This window comes from Streptomyces javensis (assembly GCF_039525925.1).
GTDB lineage: Bacteria > Actinomycetota > Actinomycetes > Streptomycetales > Streptomycetaceae > Streptomyces > Streptomyces asiaticus.
Map to the genome: position 1 here is coordinate 1 of NZ_BAAAIF010000099.1, position 26259 is coordinate 26259.

General features: G+C 71.8%; 21 protein-coding genes and 3 pseudogenes. 7 read left to right on the top strand and 17 right to left on the bottom strand.

Features of this window, described 5'->3' with window-relative positions; genetic code table 11:
* Positions 1-536 precede the first annotated feature (536 nt).
* Positions 537-1733: an alanine racemase gene (locus tag ABD329_RS44010; protein ID WP_198282233.1), complete on the top strand. Its 1197-nt coding sequence runs from the start codon at positions 537-539 to the stop codon at positions 1731-1733.
* Between the two features lie 97 nt (positions 1734-1830).
* Here ABD329_RS44010 and ABD329_RS44015 read toward each other — a convergent pair whose 3' ends face one another.
* From ABD329_RS44015 to ABD329_RS44030, 4 genes and pseudogenes are all read right to left on the bottom strand, one after another.
* Entirely contained in the window at positions 1831-2796 is a 966-nt protein-coding gene (locus tag ABD329_RS44015; protein WP_344317927.1) for a DUF2510 domain-containing protein, read from the bottom strand.
* Between the two features lie 69 nt (positions 2797-2865).
* A complete protein-coding gene (locus ABD329_RS44020; protein ID WP_198281768.1) occupies positions 2866-3648 on the bottom strand; it encodes a 3-oxoacyl-ACP reductase in 783 nt (260 codons plus the stop codon).
* A gap of 1 nt (position 3649) precedes the next feature.
* Positions 3650-5031 (bottom strand): annotated as a pseudogene (locus ABD329_RS44025) (aldehyde dehydrogenase family protein).
* An 11-nt stretch (positions 5032-5042) separates the two neighbouring features.
* Entirely contained in the window at positions 5043-6410 is a 1368-nt protein-coding gene (locus ABD329_RS44030; protein ID WP_198281770.1) for a glutamine synthetase family protein, read from the bottom strand.
* A gap of 133 nt (positions 6411-6543) precedes the next feature.
* Between ABD329_RS44030 and ABD329_RS44035 the strand changes: the two genes are divergently transcribed.
* From ABD329_RS44035 to ABD329_RS44045, 3 genes are all read left to right on the top strand, one after another.
* Positions 6544-7296 (top strand): FadR/GntR family transcriptional regulator, encoded by a 753-nt coding sequence (locus tag ABD329_RS44035; RefSeq protein ID WP_344317928.1) that lies wholly within the window; start codon positions 6544-6546, stop codon positions 7294-7296.
* 175 nt (positions 7297-7471) lie between these two features.
* Positions 7472-8968 carry an ethanolamine permease gene (eat, locus tag ABD329_RS44040; RefSeq protein ID WP_344317929.1) on the top strand — a complete coding sequence of 499 codons (1497 nt, stop codon included), beginning with the start codon at positions 7472-7474 and terminating at the stop codon, positions 8966-8968.
* Positions 8969-9031: 63 nt separating this feature from the next.
* Entirely contained in the window at positions 9032-9724 is a 693-nt protein-coding gene (locus ABD329_RS44045) for a gamma-glutamyl-gamma-aminobutyrate hydrolase family protein (protein ID WP_344317930.1), read from the top strand.
* A gap of 20 nt (positions 9725-9744) precedes the next feature.
* On the opposite strand, the gene ABD329_RS44050 is transcribed toward ABD329_RS44045, so the two are convergent.
* From ABD329_RS44050 to ABD329_RS44070, 5 genes are all read right to left on the bottom strand, one after another.
* Complete coding sequence (locus ABD329_RS44050) at positions 9745-10470, bottom strand: alpha/beta fold hydrolase (protein WP_344317931.1); 726 nt, start codon at positions 10468-10470, stop codon at positions 9745-9747.
* Between the two features lie 112 nt (positions 10471-10582).
* Positions 10583-11452 (bottom strand): chitosanase, encoded by an 870-nt coding sequence (locus ABD329_RS44055; protein WP_344317946.1) that lies wholly within the window; start codon positions 11450-11452, stop codon positions 10583-10585.
* A gap of 226 nt (positions 11453-11678) precedes the next feature.
* Positions 11679-12938 carry an MBL fold metallo-hydrolase gene (locus tag ABD329_RS44060; RefSeq protein WP_344317932.1) on the bottom strand — a complete coding sequence of 420 codons (1260 nt, stop codon included), beginning with the start codon at positions 12936-12938 and terminating at the stop codon, positions 11679-11681.
* Between the two features lie 69 nt (positions 12939-13007).
* Positions 13008-13910 carry a GNAT family N-acetyltransferase gene (locus tag ABD329_RS44065; RefSeq protein WP_344317933.1) on the bottom strand — a complete coding sequence of 301 codons (903 nt, stop codon included), beginning with the start codon at positions 13908-13910 and terminating at the stop codon, positions 13008-13010.
* 163 nt (positions 13911-14073) lie between these two features.
* The gene (locus tag ABD329_RS44070) at positions 14074-14976 is read right to left on the bottom strand and encodes a glycoside hydrolase family 19 protein (protein WP_344317934.1); all 903 of its coding nucleotides are present in this window, start codon (positions 14974-14976) and stop codon (positions 14074-14076) included.
* Positions 14977-15092: 116 nt separating this feature from the next.
* On the opposite strand from ABD329_RS44070, the pseudogene ABD329_RS44075 reads away from it, so the two are divergent.
* Positions 15093-15435 (top strand): annotated as a pseudogene (locus tag ABD329_RS44075) (STM4011 family radical SAM protein); the annotation flags it as partial.
* Here ABD329_RS44075 and ABD329_RS44080 read toward each other — a convergent pair.
* Together ABD329_RS44080 and ABD329_RS44085 are read right to left on the bottom strand one after the other, a co-directional pair.
* Positions 15389-15640, bottom strand: coding sequence for a DUF397 domain-containing protein (locus ABD329_RS44080; RefSeq protein WP_344317935.1), 252 nt, complete (start codon positions 15638-15640; stop codon positions 15389-15391). The pseudogene ABD329_RS44075 and the gene ABD329_RS44080 sit on opposite strands and share 47 nt — an antisense overlap.
* A 3-nt stretch (positions 15641-15643) precedes the next feature.
* Complete coding sequence (locus ABD329_RS44085) at positions 15644-16510, bottom strand: helix-turn-helix domain-containing protein (protein WP_344317937.1); 867 nt, start codon at positions 16508-16510, stop codon at positions 15644-15646.
* A 136-nt stretch (positions 16511-16646) separates the two neighbouring features.
* Here ABD329_RS44085 and ABD329_RS44090 point away from each other — a divergent pair, with 136 nt between their 5' ends.
* Positions 16647-17090, top strand: a complete 444-nt coding sequence (locus ABD329_RS44090; RefSeq protein ID WP_240813243.1) for an ATP-binding protein — start codon at positions 16647-16649, stop codon at positions 17088-17090.
* A gap of 182 nt (positions 17091-17272) precedes the next feature.
* On the opposite strand, the gene ABD329_RS44095 is transcribed toward ABD329_RS44090, so the two are convergent.
* Both ABD329_RS44095 and ABD329_RS44100 read right to left on the bottom strand, forming a co-directional pair.
* Positions 17273-18070, bottom strand: a complete 798-nt coding sequence (locus ABD329_RS44095; RefSeq protein WP_344317938.1) for an SGNH/GDSL hydrolase family protein — start codon at positions 18068-18070, stop codon at positions 17273-17275.
* Positions 18071-18149: 79 nt separating this feature from the next.
* Positions 18150-20261 (bottom strand): alpha-galactosidase, encoded by a 2112-nt coding sequence (locus ABD329_RS44100; protein WP_344317939.1) that lies wholly within the window; start codon positions 20259-20261, stop codon positions 18150-18152.
* Between the two features lie 166 nt (positions 20262-20427).
* Here ABD329_RS44100 and ABD329_RS44105 point away from each other — a divergent pair, with 166 nt between their 5' ends.
* Positions 20428-21252, top strand: a complete 825-nt coding sequence (locus tag ABD329_RS44105; protein ID WP_344317940.1) for a tyrosine-protein phosphatase — start codon at positions 20428-20430, stop codon at positions 21250-21252.
* A gap of 38 nt (positions 21253-21290) precedes the next feature.
* On the opposite strand, the gene ABD329_RS44110 is transcribed toward ABD329_RS44105, so the two are convergent.
* The 4 genes and pseudogenes from ABD329_RS44110 to ABD329_RS44125 all read right to left on the bottom strand — a co-directional run.
* Positions 21291-22484, bottom strand: a complete 1194-nt coding sequence (locus ABD329_RS44110) for a serpin family protein (protein WP_344317941.1) — start codon at positions 22482-22484, stop codon at positions 21291-21293.
* Positions 22485-22500: 16 nt separating this feature from the next.
* On the bottom strand, positions 22501-23910 hold the full coding sequence (locus ABD329_RS44115; RefSeq protein ID WP_344317942.1) for an aspartate aminotransferase family protein: 1410 nt from the start codon (positions 23908-23910) through the stop codon (positions 22501-22503).
* Positions 23907-25892 (bottom strand): 1-deoxy-D-xylulose-5-phosphate synthase, encoded by a 1986-nt coding sequence (gene dxs / locus ABD329_RS44120; RefSeq protein WP_344317943.1) that lies wholly within the window; start codon positions 25890-25892, stop codon positions 23907-23909. The genes ABD329_RS44115 and dxs overlap by 4 nt, the downstream gene beginning before the upstream one ends.
* A gap of 23 nt (positions 25893-25915) precedes the next feature.
* Positions 25916-26259, bottom strand: a pseudogene (locus ABD329_RS44125) (flavodoxin-dependent (E)-4-hydroxy-3-methylbut-2-enyl-diphosphate synthase); the annotation flags it as partial.

Below are 26259 nucleotides of genomic sequence, written 5' to 3' on the forward strand. Positions count from 1 at the left end.
AATGGAGCGGGAGGCGGCCATGGCGATGGCTGACACGGAGGACGGTAGCGACATGAGCGGCGGCGCGGCCGCACGGACGGGCGCGGCGGTGTCGAAGGCCGCGGGGGGACCCCGGTGCCGGACGCCTCGGCGGCACCCCCAAAGGACGGGGCCTTCGCCCGTACGCCGAGGACGGGTGTCTCCGGATCCGGGGTGAACCCGGGCGCGTCGGCGGGGCGCGACGGGGGCGCGGAAGGCCGCTCGGGCGCCGTGCGCGGGGGATGTGCGGGGCGTGGTGGGGGCGTGCCGTGGGGTGAGTGCGCCTGTTCCGCGTCGGTGCTCACCTGCACCCCCTCGCACCCGTCGAGACCTGCTTCACCTGGCTCCGTCCGGTTCGCCGCGCCACCGCACCGCCTTTCGGGCAGGTGGGCCCGTATACGGACAACCCGCCGCTGACCAGCCGGTCGTGGCGTGCGCGACACTCTACGGCCAGCCGGGGGCCGTGCGCACCGGCCGCCCTCTACCCAGTGGTAACAGCGGTCTGGCAAGCTGCGTCCATGTCCGCTGCCGCCGCTGACCGGGCCCGGTACGACCGGGCCACCGCCCATCTCGAAGCGCCCGTGGCGATTGTCGACCTGGGAGCCTTCGACGACAACGCACGGGATCTGGTCCGCCGGGCGGGAGGCAAACCGATCCGCGTGGCCAGCAAATCGGTGCGCTGCCGCGCGCTGCTGGAGCGGGTGCTGGCACGCGACGGCTTCGCCGGGATCATGAGCTTCACGCTCCCGGAGTCGCTGTGGCTGGCGCGCGAGGGGTTCGACGATGTGCTGCTCGCCTACCCCTCCGCCGACCGGGACGGTTTCGCCACCCTGACCGGCGACCCCAAACTGGCCGGGGCCGTGACCGTCATGGTGGACGACCTCTCCCAGCTCGATCTGATCGACAGCGTCCGCGCCGGGACCGAAGAGGTCCGGGTCTGCCTGGAATTGGACACCTCACTGCGGATGCTCGGCGGGCGGGTGCGGGTCGGGGCGCTGCGCTCACCGCTGCGCGAACCCGAGCAACTGGCCGCCCTGGCACGGGCGATCGCCGACCGGCCGGGCTTCCGGCTGGTCGGGCTGATGGCGTACGAGGGCCATGTGGCGGGCGTGGGCGACGCGGTGCCCGGGAGCCCGCTGCGCTCGCGCGCCATCCGGCTGATGCAGTCCGTGGCGCGCCGGGAGCTCGCGGCGCGCCGGGCCGCGGCCGTACGGGCGGTGCGGGCCGTGGCGGACCTGGAGTTCGTCAACGGCGGCGGTACGGGCAGTGTGCAGCACACCGCCGCGGAGGACGCGGTGACCGAGATCGCCGCCGGGTCCGGGCTCTACCAGCCGCGGCTGTTCGACCACTACACCTCCTTCCGCGGCCGCCCGGCGGCCCTGTTCGCCCAGCCGGTGGTGCGCCGCCCCGGGGTGGGCGTGGTGACGGTGCTCGGCGGCGGCTATCCGGCGTCGGGCGCGGCGGGCCGGGACCGACTGCCGGTGCCGTATCTGCCGGAGGGGCTGGGGTACGACTCGATGGAGGGGCCGGGCGAGGTGCAGACCCCGCTGCTGGGCACGGCCGCCGACGATCTGCTGATCGGCGACAAGGTGTGGTTCCGGCACGCCAAGGCCGGTGAGCTGTGCGAACGGTTCGACACGCTGCGGCTGGTCGAGGAGGACCGGGTGGTGGCCGAGGTGCCGACGTACCGGGGCGAGGGCAGGACGTTCCTCTGACCGATGCCTTGCGAGTGACCGATGCCTTGCGAGTGCCCGACGCCGTGCAAGTGACCGATACCTTGCGAGCAACGACCGGAATGTGCCGACAGCGCGCCTAGATCGACCGGCCGTCGCCCGCCAGCGCCTCGATGCCCTTGACGATCTTGTCCATGTCGCTGAGCGGCGGCGCCTTGTCGCTCTCGTCGAACCCGAAGCGCACCACGACCATCGTGTCCCGCATGGTGGGCGAGGGGAACGCCACCGACTGCACGATGCCGTCGTCGCCCTTCTTCGTCACCACCTTCCAGCGGACCAGATAGCCCTTCTCGCCCGCGACCTCGACCGCCGACGCCTTCAGCTGCTTGTGGGAGGTGATCCCGCCGTACGCCTTGCGGTCGGTGTCCTGGTCGGTGCCGTAGGACTCCTCGGCGTTCTGCGCGATGTCCTCCTTGGCTATGCCCTTGGCGGAGGTGGCCTTGTAGCCCTCGGCGGTCCGGGAGAAGGCGCCGCCGCGCACACAGTCGGTGGACGGGTCGCCCGGGCAGGGGTAGCGGGAGGTGGTGACGCCCGCGCCGCCGGAGCTGCTGCGCCCGGCCTGCCAGCCGGAGAGCACCGGCAGGCTGATGCCGTTGCCCTGGTCCGGGGCGGTGTCCGGGTCATAGCTCGGCGGTGCGCTGGGGCTCTCGGTGGGCCCCTCCGAGGGGTTGTCCGGGGTGGGGAGGTCCGGGGCCGGGTCGCCGCCGTCGTCCGGCGCCGAGGTGCTGGGGGCGGGCCCGGTCTGGGCGTTCCCACCGCCGTCGCCGCCGTCGCCCAGCAGCACGATGCCACCGACGATCGCGGCGACCACGACGCCCACGGCGACGGAGAGCGCCGCGATCCTCGGGCCCCGCCCCCGGCCGTGGCCGTGTCCCCCCTGCCGCCCCGGCAGGTAGGGGGGCGGCGGCGGGCCGAAGGCCGGGTCCGCGGCGCCCGAGGCATCACGGGTGTACTCGGTCCAGGCCGAGCCGTCCCACCACCGTTCCATGGCGGGGCCGTTACCTGCGTAGCCGGGATCGGGATACCAGCCGGGGGGCGTGTTCATGGTCACACGGTCAGCCTATGGCCAGGGGTGGGGTCCGTACACCGCGGATGGCAGGACTACGCACCCGGACTACAACGGCGTGACATATGCCCCGGCGATCCCGCCGTCCACGAGGAACTCGGCGGCGTTGACGAAGGACGCGTCATCGCTGGCCAGGAAGGCCACGGCGGAGGCGATCTCCTCCGGCTCGGCGAACCGGCCCACCGGCACGTGCACCAGCCGCCGCTGGGCCCGCTCCGGGTCCTTGGCGAACAGCTCCTTCAGCAGCGGGGTGTTGACCGGCCCCGGGCACAGCGCGTTGACCCGGATGCCCTCGCGGGCGAACTGCACACCCAGTTCGCGGGACATGGCCAGCACCCCGCCCTTGGAGGCGGTGTAGCTGATCTGGGAGGTGGCGGCGCCCATCACGGCCACGAACGAGGCGGTGTTGACGATGGAGCCCCGGCCCTGCCGCCGCATGTACGGCAGCGCGGCCTTGCAGCACAGATAGACGGAGGTGAGGTTGACCTCCTGGACCCGCTTCCAGGCGTCGAGCCCGGTGGTGAGGATCGAGTCGTCGTCGGGAGGGGAGATCCCGGCGTTGTTGAAGGCGATGTCCACCGAACCGTAGGTGTCGAAGGCGGTCTTGAAGAGCGCCTCGACCTGTTCGGGGTCGGTCACGTCCACCCGCACGAACAGCCCGCCGACCTCGTCGGCGGCGGCCTTGCCCGCGCTCTCGTCGATATCGGCGCAGACGACCTGCGCGCCCTCGGAGGCCAGGCGGCGCGCGGTGGCCAGGCCGATGCCGCTGCCCGCTCCGGTGACGACGGCGGTACGGCCCACCAGACGGCGGCACACGGGGGTCTCGGTCACGTCACTGCTCCTCGGTGCTGATGAAGACGTTCTTGGTCTCGGTGAAGGCGGCAAGGGCGTCGGGGCCCAGCTCCCGGCCCAGGCCGGACTGCTTGTAGCCGCCGAAGGGGGTGGCGTACCGCACGCTGCTGTGCGAGTTGACGGACAGGTTCCCGGCGGCGACGGCGCGCGAGACCCGGACCGCGCGGCCCACGTCACGGGTCCAGATCGAGCCGGACAGGCCGTAGTCGGTGGCGTTGGCCAGCCGTACCGCGTCGGCCTCGTCCTGGAAGGGGAGGACGACGGCGACGGGGCCGAAGATCTCCTCCACGGCGGTGCGGTCCCCGGGCCCGGTGGCCTCGAGCACGGTGGCCGGGTACCAGAACCCCTTGCCCTGCGGGGCCTCGCCGCGGATCGCGGCGGGCGCGTCCTCGGGTACGTAGGACCGTACGCGCTCCCGCTGGGCGGCCGAGATCAGCGGGCCCATGGCGGTGGCGGGGTCGGCCGGGTCGCCGACCGCGAAGGAGGTCACGGCGGGCGCCAGCAGCTCCATGAACCGGTCGTAGACGGATGCCTGGACCAGGATGCGGCTGCGGGCGCAGCAGTCCTGTCCGGTGTTGTCCAGGAAGGAGCCGGGCGCGGCGGCCGCGGCGCGTTCGAGGTCGGCGTCGGCGAAGACGATGTTCGGGCTCTTGCCCCCGAGTTCGAGGGTCACCCGCTTCACGCCCGCGGCGCATTTGGCCATGATCTCCTTGCCGACGGCCGTGGAACCGGTGAAGACGACCTTGGCGACGCCGGGGTGCTCGACCAGCGCGGCGCCCGCGACCGGCCCGGCCCCGGGCAGCACCTGGAAGAGCCCCTCGGGCAGGCCCGCCTCCAGGGCGAGTTCGGCCAGCCGGAGCGCGGTCAGCGGGGTGGTCTCGGCCGGTTTGAGGACCACGGCGTTCCCGGCGGCCAGGGCGGGCGCGGTGCCCCAGGCGGCGATCGGCATGGGGAAGTTCCACGGCGCGATGACCGCGACCACGCCCAGCGGCTCATGGAAGGTGACGTTCAGCCCGCCGGCCACCGGGATCTGGGCGCCGCTCAGCCGCTCCGCTCCCCCGGCCGCGTAGTCCAGCAGATCGCGCACATTGCCCGCCTCCCAGCGGGCGTTGCCGATCGGATGGCCCGCCTCGCGAACCTCGAGGGCGGCCAGCTCCTCGATGTGCCCGTCCACGGCGGCCGCGAAGCGGCGCAGCAGCCGGGCGCGGTCGGGGCGGGCAGCGCGGCCCAGCCGCGCTGCGCCTCGGTGGCGCGGGCCACGGCGGCGGCCACCTCGTCCGGGGTGGCGGCGGGGACGGTGGCGATGACTTCCTCGGTGGCCGGGTTGAGGACGTGGTGTTCGTGGGGGTGTTCGGTGCTCACTCGCTGGTTCCTCACATGCGCTCGAAGGACCGGAAGCGCTCCCAGTCCGTGACGGCGGTGTCATAGGCGTCCTGCTCGACGCGCGCCATGTTGAGGTAGTGCTCGACCACCTCGTCGCCGAAGGCGGCCCGCGCTATGGGGCTGTTCCGCCACAGCTCGGCGGCGTCGCGCAGCGAGGTCGGGACGTGCTCGGCGTCTCCGGTGTAGGCGTTGCCGGTACAGACCTCGGGGAGCTCCAGCTCCCGCTCCACGCCGTACAGCCCGGCGGCCACCATCCCGGCCACGGCCAGGTACGGGTTGACATCGCCGCCGGGGAGCCGGTTCTCCAGCCGGTGGGAGGGGCCGTGGCCGATGACGCGCAGCGCGCAGGTGCGGTTGTCCGGGCCCCAGGCGACGGCGGTGGGCGCGAAGGAGCCGGGGCGGAACCGCTTGTAGGAGTTGATGTTGGGGGCGTAGAGCAGGGTGAAGTCGCGCATCGCCGCGATCTGCCCGGCGAGGAAGTGGCGCATGGTCTTCGACATGCCGTACTCGCCGTCGTCGTCGGCGAGCACGGGGTGTCCTGCCTCGTCGCGCAGCGAGAGGTGGATATGGCAGGAGTTGCCCTCGCGCTCGTCGTACTTGGCCATGAAGGTGAGCGCCATGCCCTCCTGGGCGGCGATCTCCTTGGCGCCGGTCTTGTAGACCGCGTGCTGGTCGCAGGTGGTCAGGGCGTCGTCGTAGCGGAAGGCGATCTCGTGCTGGCCGAGGTTGCACTCCCCCTTGGCCGACTCGACGGTCATCCCGGCGGCGCCCATCTCGTTGCGGATGCGGCGCAGCAGGGGCTCGACCCGGCCGGTGCCGAGGACGGAGTAGTCGACGTTGTACTGGTTGACGGGGGTCAGCCCGCGGTAGCCGGTGTTCCACGCCTGCTCGTAGCTGTCCCGGAAGACCATGAACTCCAGCTCGGTGCCGGTGTACGCGGTCCAGCCGCGCTCGGCGAGCCGGTCGAGCTGGCGGCGCAGGATCTGGCGCGGGGAGGCGACCACGGGGCTGCCGTCGTGCCAGGCGAGGTCGGCGGTGAGGAGGGCGGTGCCGGGGTTCCAGGGGGTGCGGCGCAGGGTGGCGGTGTCGCCGTGCATGGCGAAGTCGCCGTAGCCGCGCTCCCAGGAGGACATGGCGTAGCCGTCGACGGTGTTCATGTCGGTGTCGACGGCGAGGAGGTAATTGCAGCCCTCGGTGCCGTGTGCCAGGACGTCGTCGAGGAAGAAGCGGGCGGCGAACCGCTTGCCCTGGAGCCTTCCCTGCATATCGGTGAAGGCCAGGACGACGGTGTCGATCTCCCCGGCGGCGACCAGTCTGGTCAGCTCGTCGACCGAGAGCGGGGGCGTGCGGTCTGCCACGGTGGGGCCTCCTGCGTCGGAGAATTCGGGGAACGTTCGGGGAACGGAGGGTGCGGAGCGGGGTTGGGGGGCGTGGGGTGGCCTTAAGGTAATACCGCAGACCATTGGTTGGGAAGTAGGTGCGGACGGTTCGATGAGCGAGAGCGGGAGTGGGCGCGGGAGCGCGGCGGACGACCGGCTGGCGCCGGTGCTGCGCCCGGTGCGCGCGGGGAACGGCTTCGAGGAGGCGCTGGAGCAGATACTCCAGGTGCTGCGGCTGGGGCTGGTCCCCGACGGCGGCCGGCTCCCGGCCGAGCGGGAGCTGGCCGACCGGCTGCGGATCAGCCGGGTGACCCTGCGCGAGGTGCTGAAGGTGCTCCAGGACCAGGGGCTGGTGGAGAGCCGCCGCGGCCGCTACGGCGGCACCTTCGTGCGGGCCAGGCCCGAGCCCGCCGAGGGCGGTGGCGAGGACGAGCTGCGGCGCCGGGTCGAGGCGGTCGACGTCGAGGACACCCTGCGGTTCCGCGAGGTCCTGGAGGTGGGCGCGGCGGGGCTGTGTGCCGCGCACGGGCTGGAGGCGGGGCAGGCGCGGCGGCTGCGGGCGGCCCTGGACGCGACGCGGGACGCCCCGCTGGCCGACTACCGGCGCCTGGACACGATGCTCCACCTCACGCTCGCGGAACTGGCGGGCTCACCGTCGCTCGCCGCCCAGTACGCGGCCGTCCGCGCGTCCGTCAACGACCTGCTGGACTGCATCCCGCTGCTGGTCAAGAACCTCGAGCACTCCCAGGCCCAGCACGGGGCGCTGGTCGAGGCGGTGCTGGACGGGGACGCGGACGGGGCGCGCGAGGTGATGCGGGAGCACTGCGAGGGCACGGCGGCGCTGCTGCGCGGCTTCCTGGTCTGAGCGGGCGTCCCCGGAGGTCCTTGACACGGTCTTGCGCGGAGGTCTCGCGCATCGTTTTGCGCAAAGGTCTCGCGCATCGTTTTGCGCAGAGGTCTTGCGCATCGCCGACCGGAAGGCAAAGGTATGGCCCCACACCTTTGCCATCGCCCCCTCGTGTGGAGCAGGAGTGTCCCCCATGGCCGACGGTACCGAATCCGCCCGCACCGAATCCGCCGGCGCCTCCGGCGGCGGCGCCCCGCCGGGCGGCGGCCCGGCGCCATCCCCCGAGGACGCGTATCTGGAGCGCCGCACCCTGCGGCGCGGCAGCGCGGGCCCGCTGCTGCTGACCGGCCTCGGCGTCGCCTATGTCGTCTCCGGCGACTTCTCGGGCTGGAACTTCGGCCTGGCGGAGGGCGGCTTCGGCGGTCTCGCCATCGCCGCCCTGCTGATGGGCCTGATGTACGCGTGCATGGTGTTCGCCCTGGCGGAGCTGGCCGCGATCCTCCCCACCGCGGGCGGCGGCTACGGCTTCGCACGGCGTGCCCTCGGCCCCTGGGGCGGCTTCCTCACCGGCACGGCGATCCTCATCGAGTACGTCCTGGCGCCCGCCGCCATCTCCATCTTCATCGGCGACTACGTCGAGTCGCTCGGGCTCTTCGGCCTGGAGTCCGGCTGGCCGGTCTATCTGGCGTGTTTCGTCATCTTCATCGGCATCCATCTGTGGGGCGTGGGCGAGGCCCTGCGGTTCAGCCTGGTCGTGACCGCCATCGCCGTCGCCGCGCTGCTGGTCTTCGCCGTGGGCGCCCTCACCGACTTCGACGCGGGCTCGCTCAACAACATCCCGGCGGACCACTCCGCCTTCGGCGCGAGCTCCTGGCTGCCGTTCGGGCTGCTCGGCATCTGGTCGGCGTTCCCCTTCGGCATGTGGTTCTTCCTGGGGGTGGAAGGGGTGCCGCTGGCGGCCGAGGAGACCCGGGACCCGGCCCGTACGCTGCCGAAGGCCATGGCCTGGTCCATGGGCATCCTGCTGCTCCTCGCCCTGCTCACCTTCCTCGCGGCGACGGGGGCGCGCGGCCCGAGCGCCGTACAGGACGCGGGCAATCCGCTGGTCGAGGCGCTCCAGCCGGACGGCAAGGCCACCGTGCTGTCCCGCATCGTCAACTACGCGGGCCTCGCCGGGCTCGTGGCCTCCTTCTTCTCGCTGATCTTCGCCGGTTCGCGCCAGCTGTTCGCGCTCTCCCGGGCCGGCTACCTGCCCCGCTTCCTCTCGCTGACCAGCAGCCGCAAGGCCCCCTTCCTGGGCCTGCTGGTCCCGGGCGCCATCGGCTTCGCCCTCGCGGCGTGGACCGGCGACGGCGCCCGGATGCTCAACACCGCGGTCTTCGGCGCCACCATCTCGTACGCCCTGATGTCGCTCTCCCATATCGTCCTGCGCCGCCGCGAACCGGGCCTGGAGCGGCCTTACCGCACCCCCGGCGGCACGGTGACGTCGTCCGTGGCCTTCGTCCTGGCCTGCTCGGCGCTGGTGGCCACCTTCCTGGTGGACAAGGACGCGGCCTTCATCGCGCTCGGTGTCTACGCGGTGGCGCTGGCCTACTTCGCCTTCTACAGCCGCCACCGCCTGGTCGCGGCCGCGCCGGAGGAGGAGTTCGCGGCGCTGGCGGAGGCCGAGGCGGAACTGTCCCGCGACTGAGACCATTTCCGCGATGGAGAACCGTCCCGCGACCGAGCAGATCCACAAAGATCGGAGTCCCCGGTGTCCAAGCCCCTGATCGGCGTCAGCACCTATCTCGAACCCTCGGCGAGCTGGGGCGTGTGGAACCTCCCCGCCGCGCTGCTGCCCTCGGGCTACCACCTGCTCGTCCAGCGCGCGGGCGGCCTGGCGGCGATGCTGCCACCGGACGAGGACCCGGCCGCCGCCGCGTCCGTCGTCTCCCGCCTCGACGGACTCGTCATCTCCGGCGGTCCGGATGTGGAACCGGTGCGGTACGGGGCCGAGGTGGAGCCGCGCACCGGGCCGCCCGCGCGGGAGCGGGACGCCTGGGAGCTGGCCCTGATCGAGGCGGCCCTGGCGTCGGGCACTCCCCTGCTCGGCATCTGCCGCGGCCACCAGCTGCTGAACGTCGCCCTGGGCGGCACCCTCGTCCAGCACCTGGACGGTCACGTGGGGCCACCTGGTGTCTTCGACCACCACGAGGTGAAGCCGGTCCCGGGCACGCTCCTCGCCGGGATCCTCCCCGAGCCGGTGTCCGTCCCCACCTTCCACCACCAGTCCGTGGCCCAGCTGGGCAAGGGGCTGACCCCCTCGGCCCACGCCACGGACGACGGGACGGTGGAGGCGGTGGAGCTGCCGGACGCGGAGGCGTTCGTGCTGGGCGTCCAGTGGCATCCGGAGGCGGGCGACGACGTACGCGTCATGCGCGCCCTGGTGGAGGCGGCGTCGGGCTGAGCGGCCGAGAAGGGACCGGCTCAGCCGAGCTTGAGCAGCAGTTCGCTGAGTTCGGCCGGCATGGTGACCATGCAGTCGTGGCCGGTCTCCAGCTCCCACACCTGTGCCGGGCTGCCGTTGGGCTGGATCGCGGGGACGGGCCGCCGGGTGATGCCCTCCGGCACATTGGCCACGCAGTGGATATGCGTCCGCGGGATCGCGTTCACGGCCGGGTTGTCCAGCCGGACCGGCTGCTGGAGGCAGCGCACCGACTGATCCGACAGCATCGACCGCAGCCACGCCACATCCGCCGGTTCGGTGACCCCGAACAGATCGGAGGACGGCTCCATCCCGGCCAGGGGCGGAATCCGCCAGCCACTCTCGGACGTCAGGGCATGGTCGATCATGGCCTGGGCGAAGGGCATGACATCGGCCGCGCTCTCGCCGTCCTCCGGGACCATCGCGTCGAGATAGACCAGCTGCCCGATCCGCTCCGGGACCTGGTTGGCCGCGGACGAGATGACCAGCCCGGCATAGCTGTGCCCGACGAGCACCACATCGGTGAGGTCCTCTTCGGCGATCAGCCCGACGATGTCGTCGACATGGGTATCGAGCCCCACCTCGGGGCCGAGCAGATGCGCGGTGTCGCCGTAGCCGGTCAGTGTCGGAGCCAGCACCCGGTGCCCGGCCGCCGTCAGCAGCGGGACCACCCGCTCCCAGCACTGCCCACTGTGCCAGGCACCGTGCACCAGCAGATATGTCGACATAGCTCTCTCCAACCGCGCGCAAATAAACGGGACACTGTCCCGATTGAAGATATGGGACAGTGTCCCACTTAGCAAGCGGGGACCGGCGCGGCGGTCAGGAGGGTCAGGAGGGTCAGGAGTTGATCTCGTACGGGTCGCCGTAGACCTTCCACTTCAGCGGGGGCGCCAGGTCGAAGTTCTTCTCGTTGAGGAACTTCCGCTGCTCGGTGTCGACCCGGCTGGTGTCGCTGTGCGCCTCCTCGCTCTTCATGGCCTCCTTGCGGGCGTCGAGGAAGGCGTTGAGGTAGGTGGTCTCATTGCCCCCCTGCGCCGGGGACTTGGCCTTGGACAGGGCGGTCTTACGGATGCCGCCGAAGCTGTACTTGCTGTCGCCGGGGCCGTGCATCACGATCGCGTCGTAATAGATGAACTGGCCGAGCGCGCCCACGCCGTCGCCCTTGCCCTGCTTGACGGCCGGGTTGAAGTAGACGCGGTCGCGCTCGTGCTCCTGGGCGTCCTGGAACGCCTTGTCGGCGGCGGCCTTCTTCCAGTCCTTGGTGAAGTTCGGGTCCAGGCCGTCGTGGGAGTCGCCGCCGTTGACCTCGCGCAGCGCGGGGAGGTACTTGGCCAGGACGTTGCCGGGCTTCTGCTGGGTGTAGTACTCGACGAGTTCCAGCATGTCGCCGGTGCCGGAGCAGAATCCGATGATGCCCGCGGTGTAGCCGCGGCCGTCGCCTATGTCCTCGATGTACTTGAACTGGGCGCGCCAGTCGAGCGAGGAGTTCTCGGCGCTGGAGACCAGCTTCATGGCGATCTCCTTCTTCGCCGGGTCGTCCAGGCCGCTCGCCGCCGCGGCCTTGTGCGCCGAGTGGGTGTGGCGCGCGTCCGACGAGGACGGCAGGTGGTCGGACGCCTGCCCGACACCGACGCCGGTGAAGACGAGCGCGGCCGGTACCGCGACGGCCACGGCCGCGAGGCCGATCCTCCTGCGCCTGGGGGACATGGGGGACATGGGGACTCCGTTCCTTGTCGACTGTGGGGGAAGTGCGCGCGGCCGCCCCAGGGCATGCCGGGGCAGCCCCGGCCCCTGAGACGATCCGTTAGGAACCTTTCCTAACCATTCAAGCGAGCGCGTCGTGTCCACCACAAGGGTTTCGACGCCATTCAGCGCCATTCGACAAAGAGGCAACCCGTGTCGCACCGCCCCGGGAGGCGGCCCAACCCCCGTGTTACGGCTGGGGGATGGGCATCGCGGGGTCCGCGCCGCCGGTCGCCCCGGGACGCTTTCCGGTCGTCCCCGGGGTCCCGGCACCGGACGGTCCGGCGGGAACGGCCGGCTCGGCCGCACCCTCGGCCGCGGCCGGCACCTCTGTCACCGGCCGTGCCGCGATCGCCCGCCACCACGGCTCAAGCGGCAGCCCGTGCTCCGGCTCGAACGGCTGGCCAGGACGCGGAACGGCCACATTCGCCCCGGCCTCCTTCGCCGCCGCCACCGTGCCCTCGGCGGGCTCCTCCCACGGATGCGGGGCGAGGTTGAAGGTGCCCCAGTGGATCGGCAGCATGACCCCCCGCACCGGGTCCCCGCCCTGGAGATCGAGATGGGCCCGCATGCCCTCCTCGGGGGTCATGTGGATGTCCGGCCAGTGGTCGGAGTAGGCACCGATCTGGATCATGGTCGCGTCGAACGGCCCGTACGCCGCGCCGATCTCCGCGAAACCGGGGAAGTAGCCGGTGTCCCCGCTGTGGTAGATCCGGCGCCCGGAACCCGAAACCACCCAGGAGGCCCACAGGGTGTGCTGGGTGTTGCGCAGCCCGCGACCGCAGAAGTGGCGGGCCGGGGTGGCGGTGAGGGTGAGCCCGGCGACCTCGGTGGACTCGTGCCAGTCCAGCTCGGTCATCCGCTCGGCCGGGACGCCCCAGCGCTCCAGATGCGCCCCCACCCCGAGCGGGACGACGAACATCGCGTGGCTCCGCACCAGCGCCCGGATCGTGGGCCTGTCCAGATGGTCGTAGTGATCATGGGAGATGACCACCGCGTCCACCGGCCCCAGCTCCCGCAGCGGTACCGGCACCGGGTGCAACCGCTTGGGCCCCACCATCGAGAAGGGCGAACAGCGCTGTCCCCACACGGGATCGAACAGGACCCGCCGCCCGTCGATCTCCGCCAGCACGCTGGAGTGCCCCATCCAGGTCAGCCGCAGCCCGGAGGCGGGCGGGGCGGCCAGATCGGCGACGGTGGTGGGGTGCACCGGCACGGCCCCGGCCGGGGCCCGGCGGACGCGCTCCTCCTTGCGGAAATAGGTGGACGCGAACTTCAGCATCGAGCCCGACGGGGCGGTGCGGGCCCCCACCGGGTTGACGAACACCCCGTTCGCGAAGTTCGGCGACCGCCGGATGCGCTCCATCCGCTCCCCGCTGGGATCGGCTCCGAAGGCGGCGGGGCGCAGGGCGGCGGTGAGCCGGGAACGTGTCGGATGGGAGCCGGTCACGGGGCCTCCAGGGTGAGAGGGCGGGAGCGCTCCAACGCGCGGTGCCGTTGGGCTGCAATGACACAACTCTTACGAGGGGTGACCTTGTTCCGGAACGGCGCGCCCGGCCGCAAGGAAGGACAGCAGCAGGTGGTCCTCCACCGGGCGGTAGCCGAGACGCTGGTAGAGGGCGTTGCTGGTGGGGTTGTCGAGATCGGTGAAGAGCAGGACCTCCCGCACCCCGGCGGCCCGCGCGGCCCCGCTCACGGCGGCCGTGGCGGCGCCCGCGTAGCCGCGTCCGCGCAGCTCGGGCGGGGTGTAGACCAGGCTGACCCGGGCCATGCCGGCGATCGTACGGCTGATCCCGGCGCAGGCCACCGGTCGGCCGTCGAGCTCCCACACCGTGATCCCGTCATGGCCGAGCTTGTCGTCCACCTGCGCCGCGACATCGTCCCTCAGTGCGTCGGTCTCGCGGGCGAACCCCTCGTACCAGGTGATCAGCAGGTCCCGGTCAGCGGCGGTGGCGGTACGGGGCCGCCCCGGTGGGGCCGGATCGGGCGGGGTGAGGGCATCGAGACGGTAGAGCCGGTGGGTCTGCTCGACGGTGCTCACCGCACCGGTGAGGCCCTCCCAGGCGGTGGCGAAGGCCTCGGCGGTCCCGCGCCCCGCGTTCACTCCGGTGACCTTCAGCTCGCCGTCCCGGGCGAGGGTGCGGGCGAGGGCCCGGGCCGCCTCGCCGGAGAGGGCGGAGAGCAGCGGGGGGTAGGGCGGTGTGCGCAGGAACGCGCCCCCCACCGGACCCGCCACCGGGTCCTTCTCCTCCCCCGTCCACCAGCCGTAGACGGGCGGCTCGGCGCCGTATCTGCCGCTGCCCGCCACCGTCAGGGAGGAGACCACCGTGAGCAGAGTGGTGTTCCGGGCCGGGTGGGCGCGCAGGAAGCCACCCGCCGCGGCCCGGAACTCCTCGAGGTCGTACGTCACCGTCCACGCCATGTGCTCCAGGCTGGCGCGTGGCGGCGGAGCGGCGCACCTCAATTTCCTCGCTTCCGACCGGACGGCCGCTCGGCCCCGGTCAGCGGCGACCGGTCAGCGGCGCCCGGTGAACGGCGCCCGGTGAACGGCGACCGGTGAACGGCGACCGGTCAGTGGCTGCCGGTCAGCAGCTCAGGTTGGAGCCGGGGGTGGTGCCGAGTATCTGAACGAACCGCTGGTAGGCGTCTATTCGGCTCTGCACCTGGCCAGGGTTGCCGCCATTGCACTCCAGGCTGCCGTTGATCGCGCGGATGGTCTCGCCGAAGCCGCGCTGGTTGACCATGGCGTCGTGCGGGGTCATCGAACCGGCCCCGCGCTGGGTGTTCCAGAACCACAGGGCGGTCTTCCAGGACACCGCGGCGTCCCGCTCCACCAGCCAGGGGTTGCCCAGCAGATCGATGCCGAGCGCGTCGCCCGCCGCCTTGTAGTTGAAGTTCCAGCTGAGCTGGATCGGTCCGCGGCCGTAGTACGCCGCCTGGCCCGCGGGGCAGCCGTAGGGCTGGTTCCAGTCGCAGTAGTGCGGGTAGTTGGAGGTGTTCTGCTCCACGATGTGGACCAGGCCGCCGGTCTCGTGGTTGACGTTCGCCAGGAAGGCGGCCGCCTCCTGCTTCTTGACGGTGTCGCTGCCGGTGTTGGCGAAGCCGGGGTAGGCGCTCAGGGCGGCGGTCAGGCCCTGGTAGGTGTAGAACGAGTTCCGGTTCGGGAACATCTGGTTGAACTGCGCCTCGCTCACCACGAAGCCGCTCGGGTTCTGGCCCTCGCCGCCGCAGTTGTAGGGCTCCCAGTACCAGGTGCTGATCACCGGGTCATAGCCCGGGTTGTCGTGCTCCGCGCGGTAGTACTTGCCGTCGGTGTACCGGACGATGTCACCGGTGACATACGGCTTGCCGGCCACCCAGTTCGGGTAGTTGCAGGCCGCCTGGGCGGTGGTTCCCGCCGCCGAGGCCGAGGCCATGGGCATGACAAGCACACTCGCACACACCGCCGCGGTCGCCGCGAGCGGCGCCAGAACACGTCGTCTCCACATGGGGCCGATCTCCTTCGCGTGGGGGGCCCTGGAACTTCGAGGAACACTCAAGCGGTTTGGTCTATACCAGTCAAGGTATAGACCAAACCTTTGTGCCAGGATGAGCAATTCGGCCGCCTCTGAAGCAATTCCGGGCGCACGAACACCGATGCGCCGGTCCGCCATGCCGGACCGGCGCATCGGTGATCTCGGTGGACGGCGACGGCACGGTGCGCCGCCGCCGTTTCATCCCTACGGAACTGGGCAGTCTCCAGAACGGGTCGTACCGCGTACGACGTGTTCGCGGGCGGTGTGCTGGAACGCGTCCCGGCGCCGCCCCCGCCGGTCGCTTCGTGGTCGGTCGGTCACACTGTTTCCCCCTCGATCCCCCTGGTCACGATGAGCGTCACAGGTCCGGACGTCACGCAGGACGTCACAGAAACAGAAAGTCCGCCTCCCCGGCCTTCGCGCTCTGAATGAAGCGTTTCATCTCCAGATGCGTGTAGATCAGGGCCGGTCCGTCCGGGTCGGTCGACTGGCGCAGCGCCACCCGTCCGTCCGTCAGTCTCATCGCCTCGACGCAGCTTCCCCCATTGCCACCGCTCCACGGCTTGTGCCAGCCCTCGCTGCCGAGGTCCCTTGCCGGCATGCCGCTGTAGACGCGGTTCCCGCATATGCGATCCATCGTTCAGATCTCCTTGCGAATGCGACCCAGAATCGCCTGAGTCGTCTGTGCAGGCGCGGCCTGCGCGCACATCCGGTCCAGGGCCTCCAGGAACGCCGATACGTCATCGCGCTGGTCGAAGTAGGAGCCGCTGACGAGCGTCTCCGTGTACGCGATATCGGGCAGCTCCGGGATCGGGAACCGGAAGATATGGAAGGGGCCGTACATCGCCGGGTGCGGACCGGCGTCGAACGGCATGACCTGTAGCCGGATATGAGGCGCCTCGGCCTCCTCGATGAGCCGCGTGATCTGGGCACGCATGGTCTCGGCACCGCCGATGGGGCGGCGCACCACCGTCTCGTCCATGACCACCCACAGCATCGGCGGGTTCTCCCGGGCGAGCAGCGCCTGGCGCTCCATGCGGAGGGCTACGTTGCGCTCGATCTCCGACTCGGGCGCGTGCGGCATGCCCGCGCGGAGCACCGCGCGGGCGTAGTCCTCGGTCTGTAGCAGCCCTGGGATGTAGTGCGGCTCGTAGGCCCGGATCAGATTGGCCTCGACCTCCAGGCTGACGAAGGTGTTGAACCACTCGGGCAGGACGTCGCGGAACCGGTGCCACCAGCCGGCCTTGTTGGCCTCGCGCGCGAGGGAGAGGAACCCCTCGACCTCCTCGGGGTCGATGACGCCGTACGTCCGCAGCAGCTTCTCGACGTACGGGAGCTTCAGGCCGACCTCGGCCTTCTCCATCCGCCGGATCGTGGCATGGGTGACGTCCAGGGCGCGCCCGGCCTGCTCGAATGACAGCCCGGCCTTCTCCCGAAGGTCCTGGAGCCGTTTTCCGAGCACGACTCGCAGGACGGTCGGGGCTCCGCCCGCCCGCGCATCCGCCACTACCGTCCCCCTCCAAGTACCTTCACGACACAGCAGTCTGGCATGGGCTCAGCATTCCGAACAGCCTGCGCTTGCGATTCTGTAATTTACAGATTGAACCTTGCCATACGCGAGCGTGACAGAGCATAGTGTCGGCGTGGCTCCTTCCTATGAGGCTCTCCGGTTAGGGCGCGGCGGCACCGTGGTCGCTCCGCCCCGCCACGACGTGTTTCGTCTGCCGGCGCTGAGCACGTCCGTCGCCGAGGCGAGAAGGCATGTCGTCCGGCGGCTGGGCTCATGGGGCATCGACCAGGACACCAGGGACAGCGCGGAGTTGATCGTCTCCGAGCTCTTCACCAACGCGGTGCGCCACACCTCCAGCGAGGAAGTCCGCTGCTCACTCCAGCTCATAGGCACCCGGCTGCGGCTGGAGGTGGCCGACCAGGGCTGTGCGCGCACGGTGCCCGAGGCCCGGTCGGTGAGCGCGGACCAGGAGGGCGGCCGTGGGCTGATGCTGGTGGAGGCCATGTCGGAGGCCTGGGGGGTCAGGCCGAACCAGGGCGGCGCGGGCCGCGCCGTCTGGGCCTACCTGGCGATATAGCGGCCCTGCGGCGACCACACGACGGACGAGCGGTGCCGAGGGAATAGGGGCAGCGACAGCGCACCGGGCGGTCAGCCTCGGGGCGCCAACGGGGGTCTGCCCCTATTCCTCCGGGACCGCTTCGGGTCACGGATCGTTCAGGGCCTGCGTCATGTCCCCGGCCGGGTGCGTGACACAGGCCCTCAGGGCCGCAGCGGCAGCAGATCGGGCCGCTTGGGCTCCACATGGTCACCCGACGACTCCCCGCGCAGCCGTCGGCCGATCCAGGGCACCAGATACTCGCGCGCCCAGTGGATGTTGTCCCGGCGCACCTCGGCCGCGGTGCGCTGCCCCTCCGGGGGCCAGGGCTGGTCGGGGTCGGCGGGGACTTCGAGGCCGAGCACCTGACCGGCCCTCAGCGCGACCCGGGTGTGCCCGTCCGGCGACAGGTGCAGCCGGTCGGCGTCCCAGGCCCGGCGGTCCTGCACCGAGCGCAGCGACCACAGGTCGAGCACCGGGCAGCCGTGGCGGTCGGCGATCGCCCGCACATGCGCCGTATACGTGGCGATCTTGCCCCGCAGATGGCGCAGCACCGGCACCCCTCTGGTGTCGAAGCCGGTGCACAGCAGCACCGTGCCCACCCGCGCCCGGAGGTCGGCGACGGCCGCCTCATAACGCTCGGCCACATCGTCGGGGTCGCTGCCGGGGCGCAGGATGTCATTGCCGCCCGCGCAGAAGGTGACCAGATCGGGGCCGAGTTCAATGGCGCGGGCCACCTGCTCGGCCACTATCTGGTCAAGGAGTCGACCGCGTACGGCCAGATTGGCGTAGCGGAAATCGTCGTGGGGTCGTTGGTCGGACAGCAGGACGGCGAGCCGGTCGGCCCAGCCGACGAACACCCCGTCAGGACCGGGGTCGCCGACGCCCTCGGTGAAGCTGTCGCCGACGGCCGCGTACGACCCGATGGAACCGTTGCTGAATCTCTCCTTATCGTCTGCCACGTCGGGACATCATTCACCCGATGGCGTGACTTACGCCACCGTAACCAGGGCTTGACGTGGGGTGATCTATCCCACCCGGTCAGTTTCGCCGAAGGTGGAATACGGCGGCGTCCAGGTCGCCGCTCAGCCCGGTGCGCAGACCCCGGTGGGCGAGCACCGCTCCCCGGTGCACCTCCCCGGTCTCCAGGTCCCGGTAGGTGGCCGCCGCGTCGAGCCCGCGCAGCCGCAGCGGAAGCTGCGCCCGGCCGTGGTGCTGCGCCTGGAGCCAGGCCAGCACCACGGTCTCCTCGCCCCGTACGTACTGCACCGCGCTGAGCCCGTCGCCCTCCGGCGGCCGCAGCCGGTACAGCTCACCGTGCTGGACGACCGGGCGCACCCGCTTGTAGAGCGCCACCCAGTCGCGGGCCTCGGCGAGTTCGGCCTCGCTCCAGCGGGTCAGATCGCCGCCGACGCCCAGCACCCCGGCCATCGCGCTGACGAAGCGGAAGCGCAGCGAGCTGACCCGCGCGTTGCCCATGGCGTTGGGGCTGTCGGTGACCCAGGCGGCCATCACCCGGGCCGGGTGGAGCTGACCGAAGCCGTGCTGGATGGCCAGCCGGTCCAGCGGATCGGTGTTGTCAGAGGTCCACACCTGGTCGGTCAGGCCCAGGACGCCGAGGTCGATCCGGCCGCCGCCGCCCGAGCAGGACTCGAAGGCGACCCCGGGGTGGGCGGCGCGCAGCCGCTCCAGCAGCTCGTACAACCCGCGTACATGGTCGATCCACAGCCGCCGGGGATAGGGGTCGCCGGGCCAGCCGGGGTCCGTGAAGGAGCGGTTGAAGTCCCATTTCACATAGTCGATGGGCGCGCCGCTCAGCAGGGTGTCCAGCCGCTCCCACAGATATCCGCGCACCTCGGGGCGGGCGAGGTTGAGCACGAGCTGGTTGCGGAACTCGGTGCGGGCCCGGCCGGGGTGGTGCTGCACCCAGTCGGGGTGGGCCCGGTAGAGGTCGCTGTCGGGGTTGACCATCTCCGGCTCGACCCAGACGCCGAACCGCATGCCGAGCGCGTGCACCTGGTCGGCCAGCGGCTTCAGCCCGTGCGGAAAGCGGTCCGGGTTGGGCGTCCAGTCGCCGAGCCCGGCCCGGTCGCTGGTGCGCGCGCCGAACCAGCCGTCGTCCACGACGAACAGCTCGACGCCCATGTCGGCGGCCAGCCGCGCGAGCGAGCGCTGCCGCTCCTCGTCCACCTCGAACTCGGTGGCCTCCCAGGAGTTGTAGAGCACCGGCCGGGACCGGTCGGCGCCGGGGACCACATGCGCGAGCTGCCAGGCGTGCCAGGCGCGGCTCGCGGCCCCGAAGCCGCCGTCGGTCCACAGCCCCGCGAAGACGGGCGTGGTGAAGGACTCGCCGGGCGCGAGGAGCAGCTGGCCCGCGTCGTCGTGGCCGACCCCGCCGACCGCCTGGACGGCGCCGTCGCTCAGCAGCTGGACGGCGATCCGCCAGGCCCCGGACCAGGCGAGCGCGCAGCTGTGCACCTCGCCGCTCTCCTCGGTGGCCGTACCGCCGTCCAGGGCGACCCAGGGCAGATGGTGGTGGCTGGTGTGGCCACGGCGGCTGCCGATCACCTTCTCGCCGGGGGTGAGCTCGGTGCGGGCGAGCCGGCTCTCGGCGGCCCAGCGGCCGTGCAGATGGGACAGCCGCCAGCGGTCGCGGGCCGGGAGCGACCAGGCGGCGGAGTCGGCGCGCAGCAGCTCCACCGGCTCCTGTCCGGCGGTGCCGGTGTGGGTGAGGGTGGTCCAGCGCTCGATGACATCGCCGTCGTCCCGCATCCGGTAGTGGAGGGTGATGTCGAGGTGGTGCAGCGGGTCGTGGAAGCCCAGCCGCAGCTCCTCGCCGGTGCCGGGGTCGAGGACGGTGTCGCCGTCGAAGCGCCACTCGGTGCCGCGTACGCCCCCGGCGTGCACGGACAGGGCGGGGCGGACGAAGCGCGGGCCGCCCTCCACGGGGTATTCCTCGCGCCCGTCCAGGGGTGATTCGAACGGCCAGTCCGGCGGTCCGGGCTCGGCGGCGATGGCCTCGGCGTCCACGGCCGCGATCCTCGGCCCCCAGTGGAGATGGAGCAGCTCATCACGGTCGGTGAGGTGCAGGGCGTAGCTGCTGTGTCGCCCCGAGAGCACCCAGAGTCGACCGCTTCCACCGGTTTCGATCATCGCACTCCCCAATTCTCCACAGGTAGCAACATGATCGGGGAGGGTGGGCGGTGCGGCAATGCCCGCACCCTCACGAGACCGATTGCCCGCTGCACGCATGTCGTATGGTCAGTTTCAGCCGCCTCGTCGACGAGCCGCGTCGGCGGCCGATGGTGAAGGAGAGCCCGTGACGCAGCAGTCGCAGTCGCCGCAGGTCCCCCAGGCCGAAAGCCGATTGGTGGGGGTACGCAATTTCCGTGATCTCGGTGGACTGCCGGCTGCCGACGGCCGCCGCGTACGGCCCGGAGTGCTCTTCCGCAGCGGCCATCTCGCCCATGCCACCGAGGCGGACACGGCCTACCTCGACTCGCTCGGTCTGCACACCGTCTTCGACTTCCGCAACGCCGCCGACATCAAGCTGGAGGGCCCGGACGTCACGCTCAGCGGGGTCCGCAACGTCAATCTGCCGCTGTCCGACCCGGCCGACGGCGCCGGGTTCTGGAGGATGGTGCGCGAGGGCGATCTGAAGACCCTGCGCGAGCTGCTCTCCGAGGGCCGGGCCGAGAGGCGCATGATCGGCTCCTACCGCTCCATCATCACCACCCGGCTCGTCGAGCACGGCCGGATCCTCCGCGACATGGCCGAGGACAGCTCACCGGTGCTGATGCACTGTTCGGCGGGCAAGGACCGGGCCGGGCTGTCCATCGCGGTGACCCTGCTGGCGCTCGGCGTCACCCAGGAGGCCATCGAGGCCGACTACCTCGAGTCGGCGGCCGCCCACCGGCGCTACAAGATCTGGCGCAAGGGCACTCCGGGGGACGGCTCCGACCCCATGTCGCCCGAGGTCATGGCGCTGCTGCTGCCGCTGTTCGACGCGCGCGCCGAGTATCTGGCGGCGGCGTTCACGACCATCGAGGAGACCTGGGGCGGCACCGAGCGCTATCTCGCCGAGGGGCTCGGCCTCTCCCCCGAGCAGCGCGACCGGCTCCGGGAGCGGCTGCTCACGGGCTGAGGCGTCGCGGGTGCTGAACGGCTGCGGGCTCACGGGGCTCACCACATGGTGTCGGCCCCGGCCTCCGGCTCGGTGACCCAGCCCGCCGTGAGCACCAGACCGGTGGCGCGGTGCACGGCCAGGAAGCCGAACGGCCGCTCGTACCGCACGCTGATCAGCTTCGCCGTCCGCTGCGGCGGCGCCGAACCGGGCGCCATGGCGAACGCGGTCACCGCCGCCGCCCGGAAGCCCTCGGCGCTGAACGAGGCGGTCATGGACTGCTCCGCCGAGGACAGCGCCAGCGCGGCGGGGCTGATCCCCGGAAAGTGGCCGCGCGCGGTGTCCTGGGCGGTACGCAGCCCGAACAGCTCGGCCCCGCGCAGCAGATCGTGCCGCGCCGTCACGGTGAACTGCGGGGTGGTGAGCGCCGCCCGGGGCGTGGGGTCCCAGCTCGGGACCTGCATCACCCGGACCCCGGGCCCGGCCTCGCCCGGTGGCAGCGCCGAGCCCGGCCATCCCGCGTAATCCCCGGCCACCGCGCCGATCCCGGCCTCCAGCACCTCGCCGCCCGGGGCGTCCTCGGCGCCGAGGACCAGATGCACATCGAGCCCGTCGCCGCCCGCGACCCCGGACAGGGTGAGCGGACCGGCCGGGGTGTCGGGGACGACCCGCAGCGCCCCGTCGAGGTCGTCCGTGGACCGGGTGAGCCCGGCCAGCGAGCGGTCCCGCCAGGGGCCGCTGGTCGGCCTCAGCCAGCCCGGCTGGAACGGCTGGAGCCAGGCCGTCTCCACCGTGAGCGCCCCGGCCAGCACCAGCCGGGTGTCGGGGGTGAGCGGCACCGGCAGCTCGGCGATCGCGCCCCGGGTGCGCCGGGATGCCCAGCCGTCCAGCTCCTTGCGGTCGCGCTCGGCGTCCCCGGTCAGCGTGGAGCGTACGCCCGGAGGCAGCTCGGCCTCCCACTCCGGCCGGATCGGCAGGTCCTGACGGGTCCACAGCCCGGTGGCCGCGTGGACGCCGTCCATGGCGTCCAGCGCCCCGAGCAGCCGTCCGCCGAGCGCCGTCGCACCGTCCGCGCCGACGCCCAGCGCGTCCGCCAGCTCCTGACGGGCCGGGCCGTCGGCACCGCCCGCGAGCAGGGCGAGCAGCGGCCAGACCCCGGTGGCGGCGAAGGCCGTGCCCTCGTCCGCCACGGCCGCCCGCGCCCACCTCGCCGTCATCGTGTTCACGGCCCGTACGGCGGTCGCGTCGATCATCCGGGTCCCCCATCGGTCAGCGGTTGGCCACCGCCTGTTTGACCAGCGTCCGGCCGAAGTCCCAGATCAGACCGGTGCCGTCGTGTGCGTCGTCCATGACCGCTGTGAACGCCTCGACGAAACGGTCCACTTCCCGCTCGCCGATGATCAGCGGCGGGATCAGCTTAATGACCTCCAGATGGTCGCCGGACACCTGGGTGAGGATGCGATGGCGCCGCAGCAGCGGGACGACGACCATCTGCGCGAACAGCCCCTTGCGCGCCGCCTGGAGCATCGCCCACCGGCCGCGCAGCCCCAGTGAGCTGGGTCTGCCGAACTCGATGCCGATCATCAGCCCCCGGCCGCGGACGTCGTGCAGCAGCTCGTAGCGGTCCACCAGCGCGGCGAGGCGGTCGCGCAGCAGCTCACCGGTGCGGCGGGCGTTGGCCACGACCTCCTCGTCCTCCATGACGGCGAGGACCGCGAGCCCGGCCGCCATGGCTTGCGCGTTGGAGCCGAAGCTGGCGGAGTGCACCAGCACCCGGTCCATCGACGAATAGACGCGTTTGAAGATCCAGTCCTTGCCGAGGGTCGCGCCGACCGGCACATAGCCCCCGGAGAGGGCCTTGGCCACGCACACCAGATCCGGTTCGACGCCCTCCTCGTGCTGGTAGGCGAAGAAGTCCCCGGTGCGGCCGAGGCCGGTCTGCACCTCGTCCGCGATGAGCAGGGCCTTGTGGCGGTGGAGCAGCTCCTGTGCGGCGCGCAGGAAGCCGGGCGGGGCCTCGTGCACCCCCTTGCCCTGGATGGGCTCCACCACGAACCCCGCCACGTCCCCGCGCGCCAGCTCCCGCTCCAGCGCGCCGAGGTCGCCCAGCTCGATCGGGGTGTCGGGCAGCAGCGGGGCGAACCCCTTGCGGAAGCCGTCCTCGCCGTTGACCGACAGCGCGCCGGTGGTCAGCCCGTGGAAGGCGTGGGCGCAGTACAGGACGCGCGGCTTGCGGGTGGCGTAGCGGGCGAACTTCAGGGCCGTCTCGACGGCCTCGGTGCCGCTGTTGCCGAAGAAGACCCGGTCCAGATGGGGGGCGTGGGTCAGCAGCCGCTCGGCCAGCAGACCGGGCAGCGGCTGGCAGTCGAAGCGGGTCAGATCGGCCAGGTCGGCGTCCAGGACGTCGTGCAGCGCCTTACGGACCACCGGGTGGTGGCGGCCCAGGCCCATCACCCCGAAGCCGGCGAGCATATCGAGGTAGTCCTGGCCCTCGTCGTCCCAGAAGTACGCGCCCTCGGCCCGCTCGTAGACCTTGTCGAACCCGATGGTGTGCAGCATCCGGGGCAGCTGGTGGTTGAGGTGGCGGGTGTGCAGGTCGTACCGCTCCGACGCGCGCTCGGCCAGCAGCTTCCCGAGGTCGAAGCCCGAACGCCGCTGCTGCTGCTCGGCTGCCGTCATGCCTGGCTCTCCTTGGCGGCGGTACGGGCCTCACCGGCGGTACGGGCCTCGGCGCGGGCACGGGCCCCGGCGGCGGGGCGCGCCTCGGCGAGGGCGCCCGCCCGCTCCGGATGGGCCGCCTCGATACGGGTCAGGGCGGCCCCGGTCCGGCCCGCGATCTCGGCGGGGGTGAGCCCGATGTCGGCGAGCACCTCACCGCGCTTGGCATGGGCCAGGAACGCCTCGGGGATGCCGAACGTCCGCACCGGCAGGTCGACTTCGGCGTCCCGCAGCGTCTGGGCGACCGCCGCGCCCACCCCGCCGGTGCGCACATTGTCCTCCACGACCGCCACCAGCCGGTGGCGCGCCGCGAGCCCGGGCAGCTCGGGGTCGACGGGCTTGACCCAGCGCGGATCCACCACCGTGCAGCCGATGCCGCGCCCGGCCAGCAGCTCGGCGGCGCGCAGCGCGACGGGCGCCATGACCCCGGCCGCCACGAGGAGGACGTCCTCGCCCCGGCGCAGGACGTCCATCCCGCCCACCCGGTCGATCGCCGGAATCGGCTCCCCCACCGACTCCTTGGGGAAGCGGATGACGGTCGGCGCGTCGTCCACGTCGATCGCCTCGCGCAGCTGGGCCCGGAGCTGGTCGGCGTCGCGCGGGGCGGCGATCCGCAGCCCCGGCACCACCTGGAGGACGGACATGTCCCACATGCCGTTGTGGCTCGGCCCGTCGGTGCCGGTGACACCGGCCCGGTCCAGGACGAAGGTCACCCCGCACCGGTGCAGGGCGACGTCCATGAGCAGCTGGTCGAAGGCGCGGTTGAGGAAGGTGGCGTAGACGGCGAGGACCGGGTGGAGTCCGCCGGTGGCGAGCCCGGCGGCCGAGACCGCCGCGTGCTGCTCGGCGATGCCCACGTCCCACACCCGCTCGGGGTACGCCTCGGCGAAGCCGGCGAGCCCCACGGGGTGCAGCATCGCGGCGGTGAGGGCGACCACATCGGGCCGCTCGGCGCCGATCCGCACCATCTCCTCGCCGAACACCGAGGTCCAGGAGCGGCCGCCGGAGGGGGTCAGCGGTGCGCAGGTGAGCGGGTCCATCGCGGCCACGGTGTGGAAGTGATCCGCCTCGTCCTCCAGCGCGGGCGGGTAGCCCCGCCCCTTCTCGGTGAGGCAGTGGACGAGGACCGGGCCGTGGAACCGCTTGGCGCGGCGCAGGGCCGACTCGACCGCCTCGGTGTCATGGCCGTCGATGGGGCCGACGTACTTCAGCCCCAGGTCCTCGAACATGCCCTGCGGCGCGAAGGCGTCCTTGAACCCCTTCTTGGCGCCGTGCAGCGACCCGTACAGCGGCTGGCCGACCACGGGGGTGCGCTGGAGCACCTCCTTGCCCCAGGCCAGGAAGCGCTCGTAGCCGTCGGTGGTGCGCAGGGTGGCGAGGTGGTTGGCGAGTCCGCCGATGGTCGGCGAGTAGGAGCGCTCGTTGTCGTTGACGACGATGACCAGCGGCCGGTCCCGGGCGGCGGCGATGTTGTTGAGCGCCTCCCAGGCCATCCCGCCGGTCAGCGCCCCGTCCCCGATGACGGCCACCACATGGTCGGTGCGGCCGTGCACCTCATTGGCCTTGGCGAGGCCGTCGGCCCAGCCCAGCACGGTGGAGGCATGGCTGTTCTCGATGATGTCGTGCTCGGACTCGGCCCGTGACGGGTAGCCGGACAGCCCGCCCTTGTGGCGGAGCTTGGAGAAGTCCTGGCGGCCGGTGAGCAGTTTGTGGACGTAGGACTGGTGGCCGGTGTCCCACAGGATGCGATCGGCGGGCGAGTCGAAGACGCGGTGCAGGGCTATGGACAGCTCGACCACGCCGAGGTTCGGTCCCAGATGGCCCCCGGTCCTGGCCACCGCTTCGATCAGGAACTCCCTGATCTCCTGGGCGAGCGCGGCCAGTTCCTCACCGGTCAGCGCCTTGAGGTCGTGCGGGCCCCGGATGTTCTCCAGCAACGGCACGGTCGGTTCCCCTCCTCGGTGTATCAGCTCACGGTGACGTCCGGGGTACCCGACGGGACCCCTTCGTCCGCCATGCGCCGCGCGATGTTCATGGCCTCGTCGATCAGGGTCTCCACGATCTTCGACTCCGGCACGGTCTTGATGACCTCGCCCTTGACGAAGATCTGCCCCTTGCCATTGCCTGACGCCACCCCCAGATCCGCTTCCCGCGCCTCACCCGGACCGTTGACGACACACCCCATGACCGCCACCCGCAGCGGGACCTCCATACCCTCCAGACCGGCCGTGACCTCATCCGCGAGCTTGTACACATCCACCTGCGCCCGACCGCACGACGGACACGAGACGATCTCCAACCGCCGCTGCC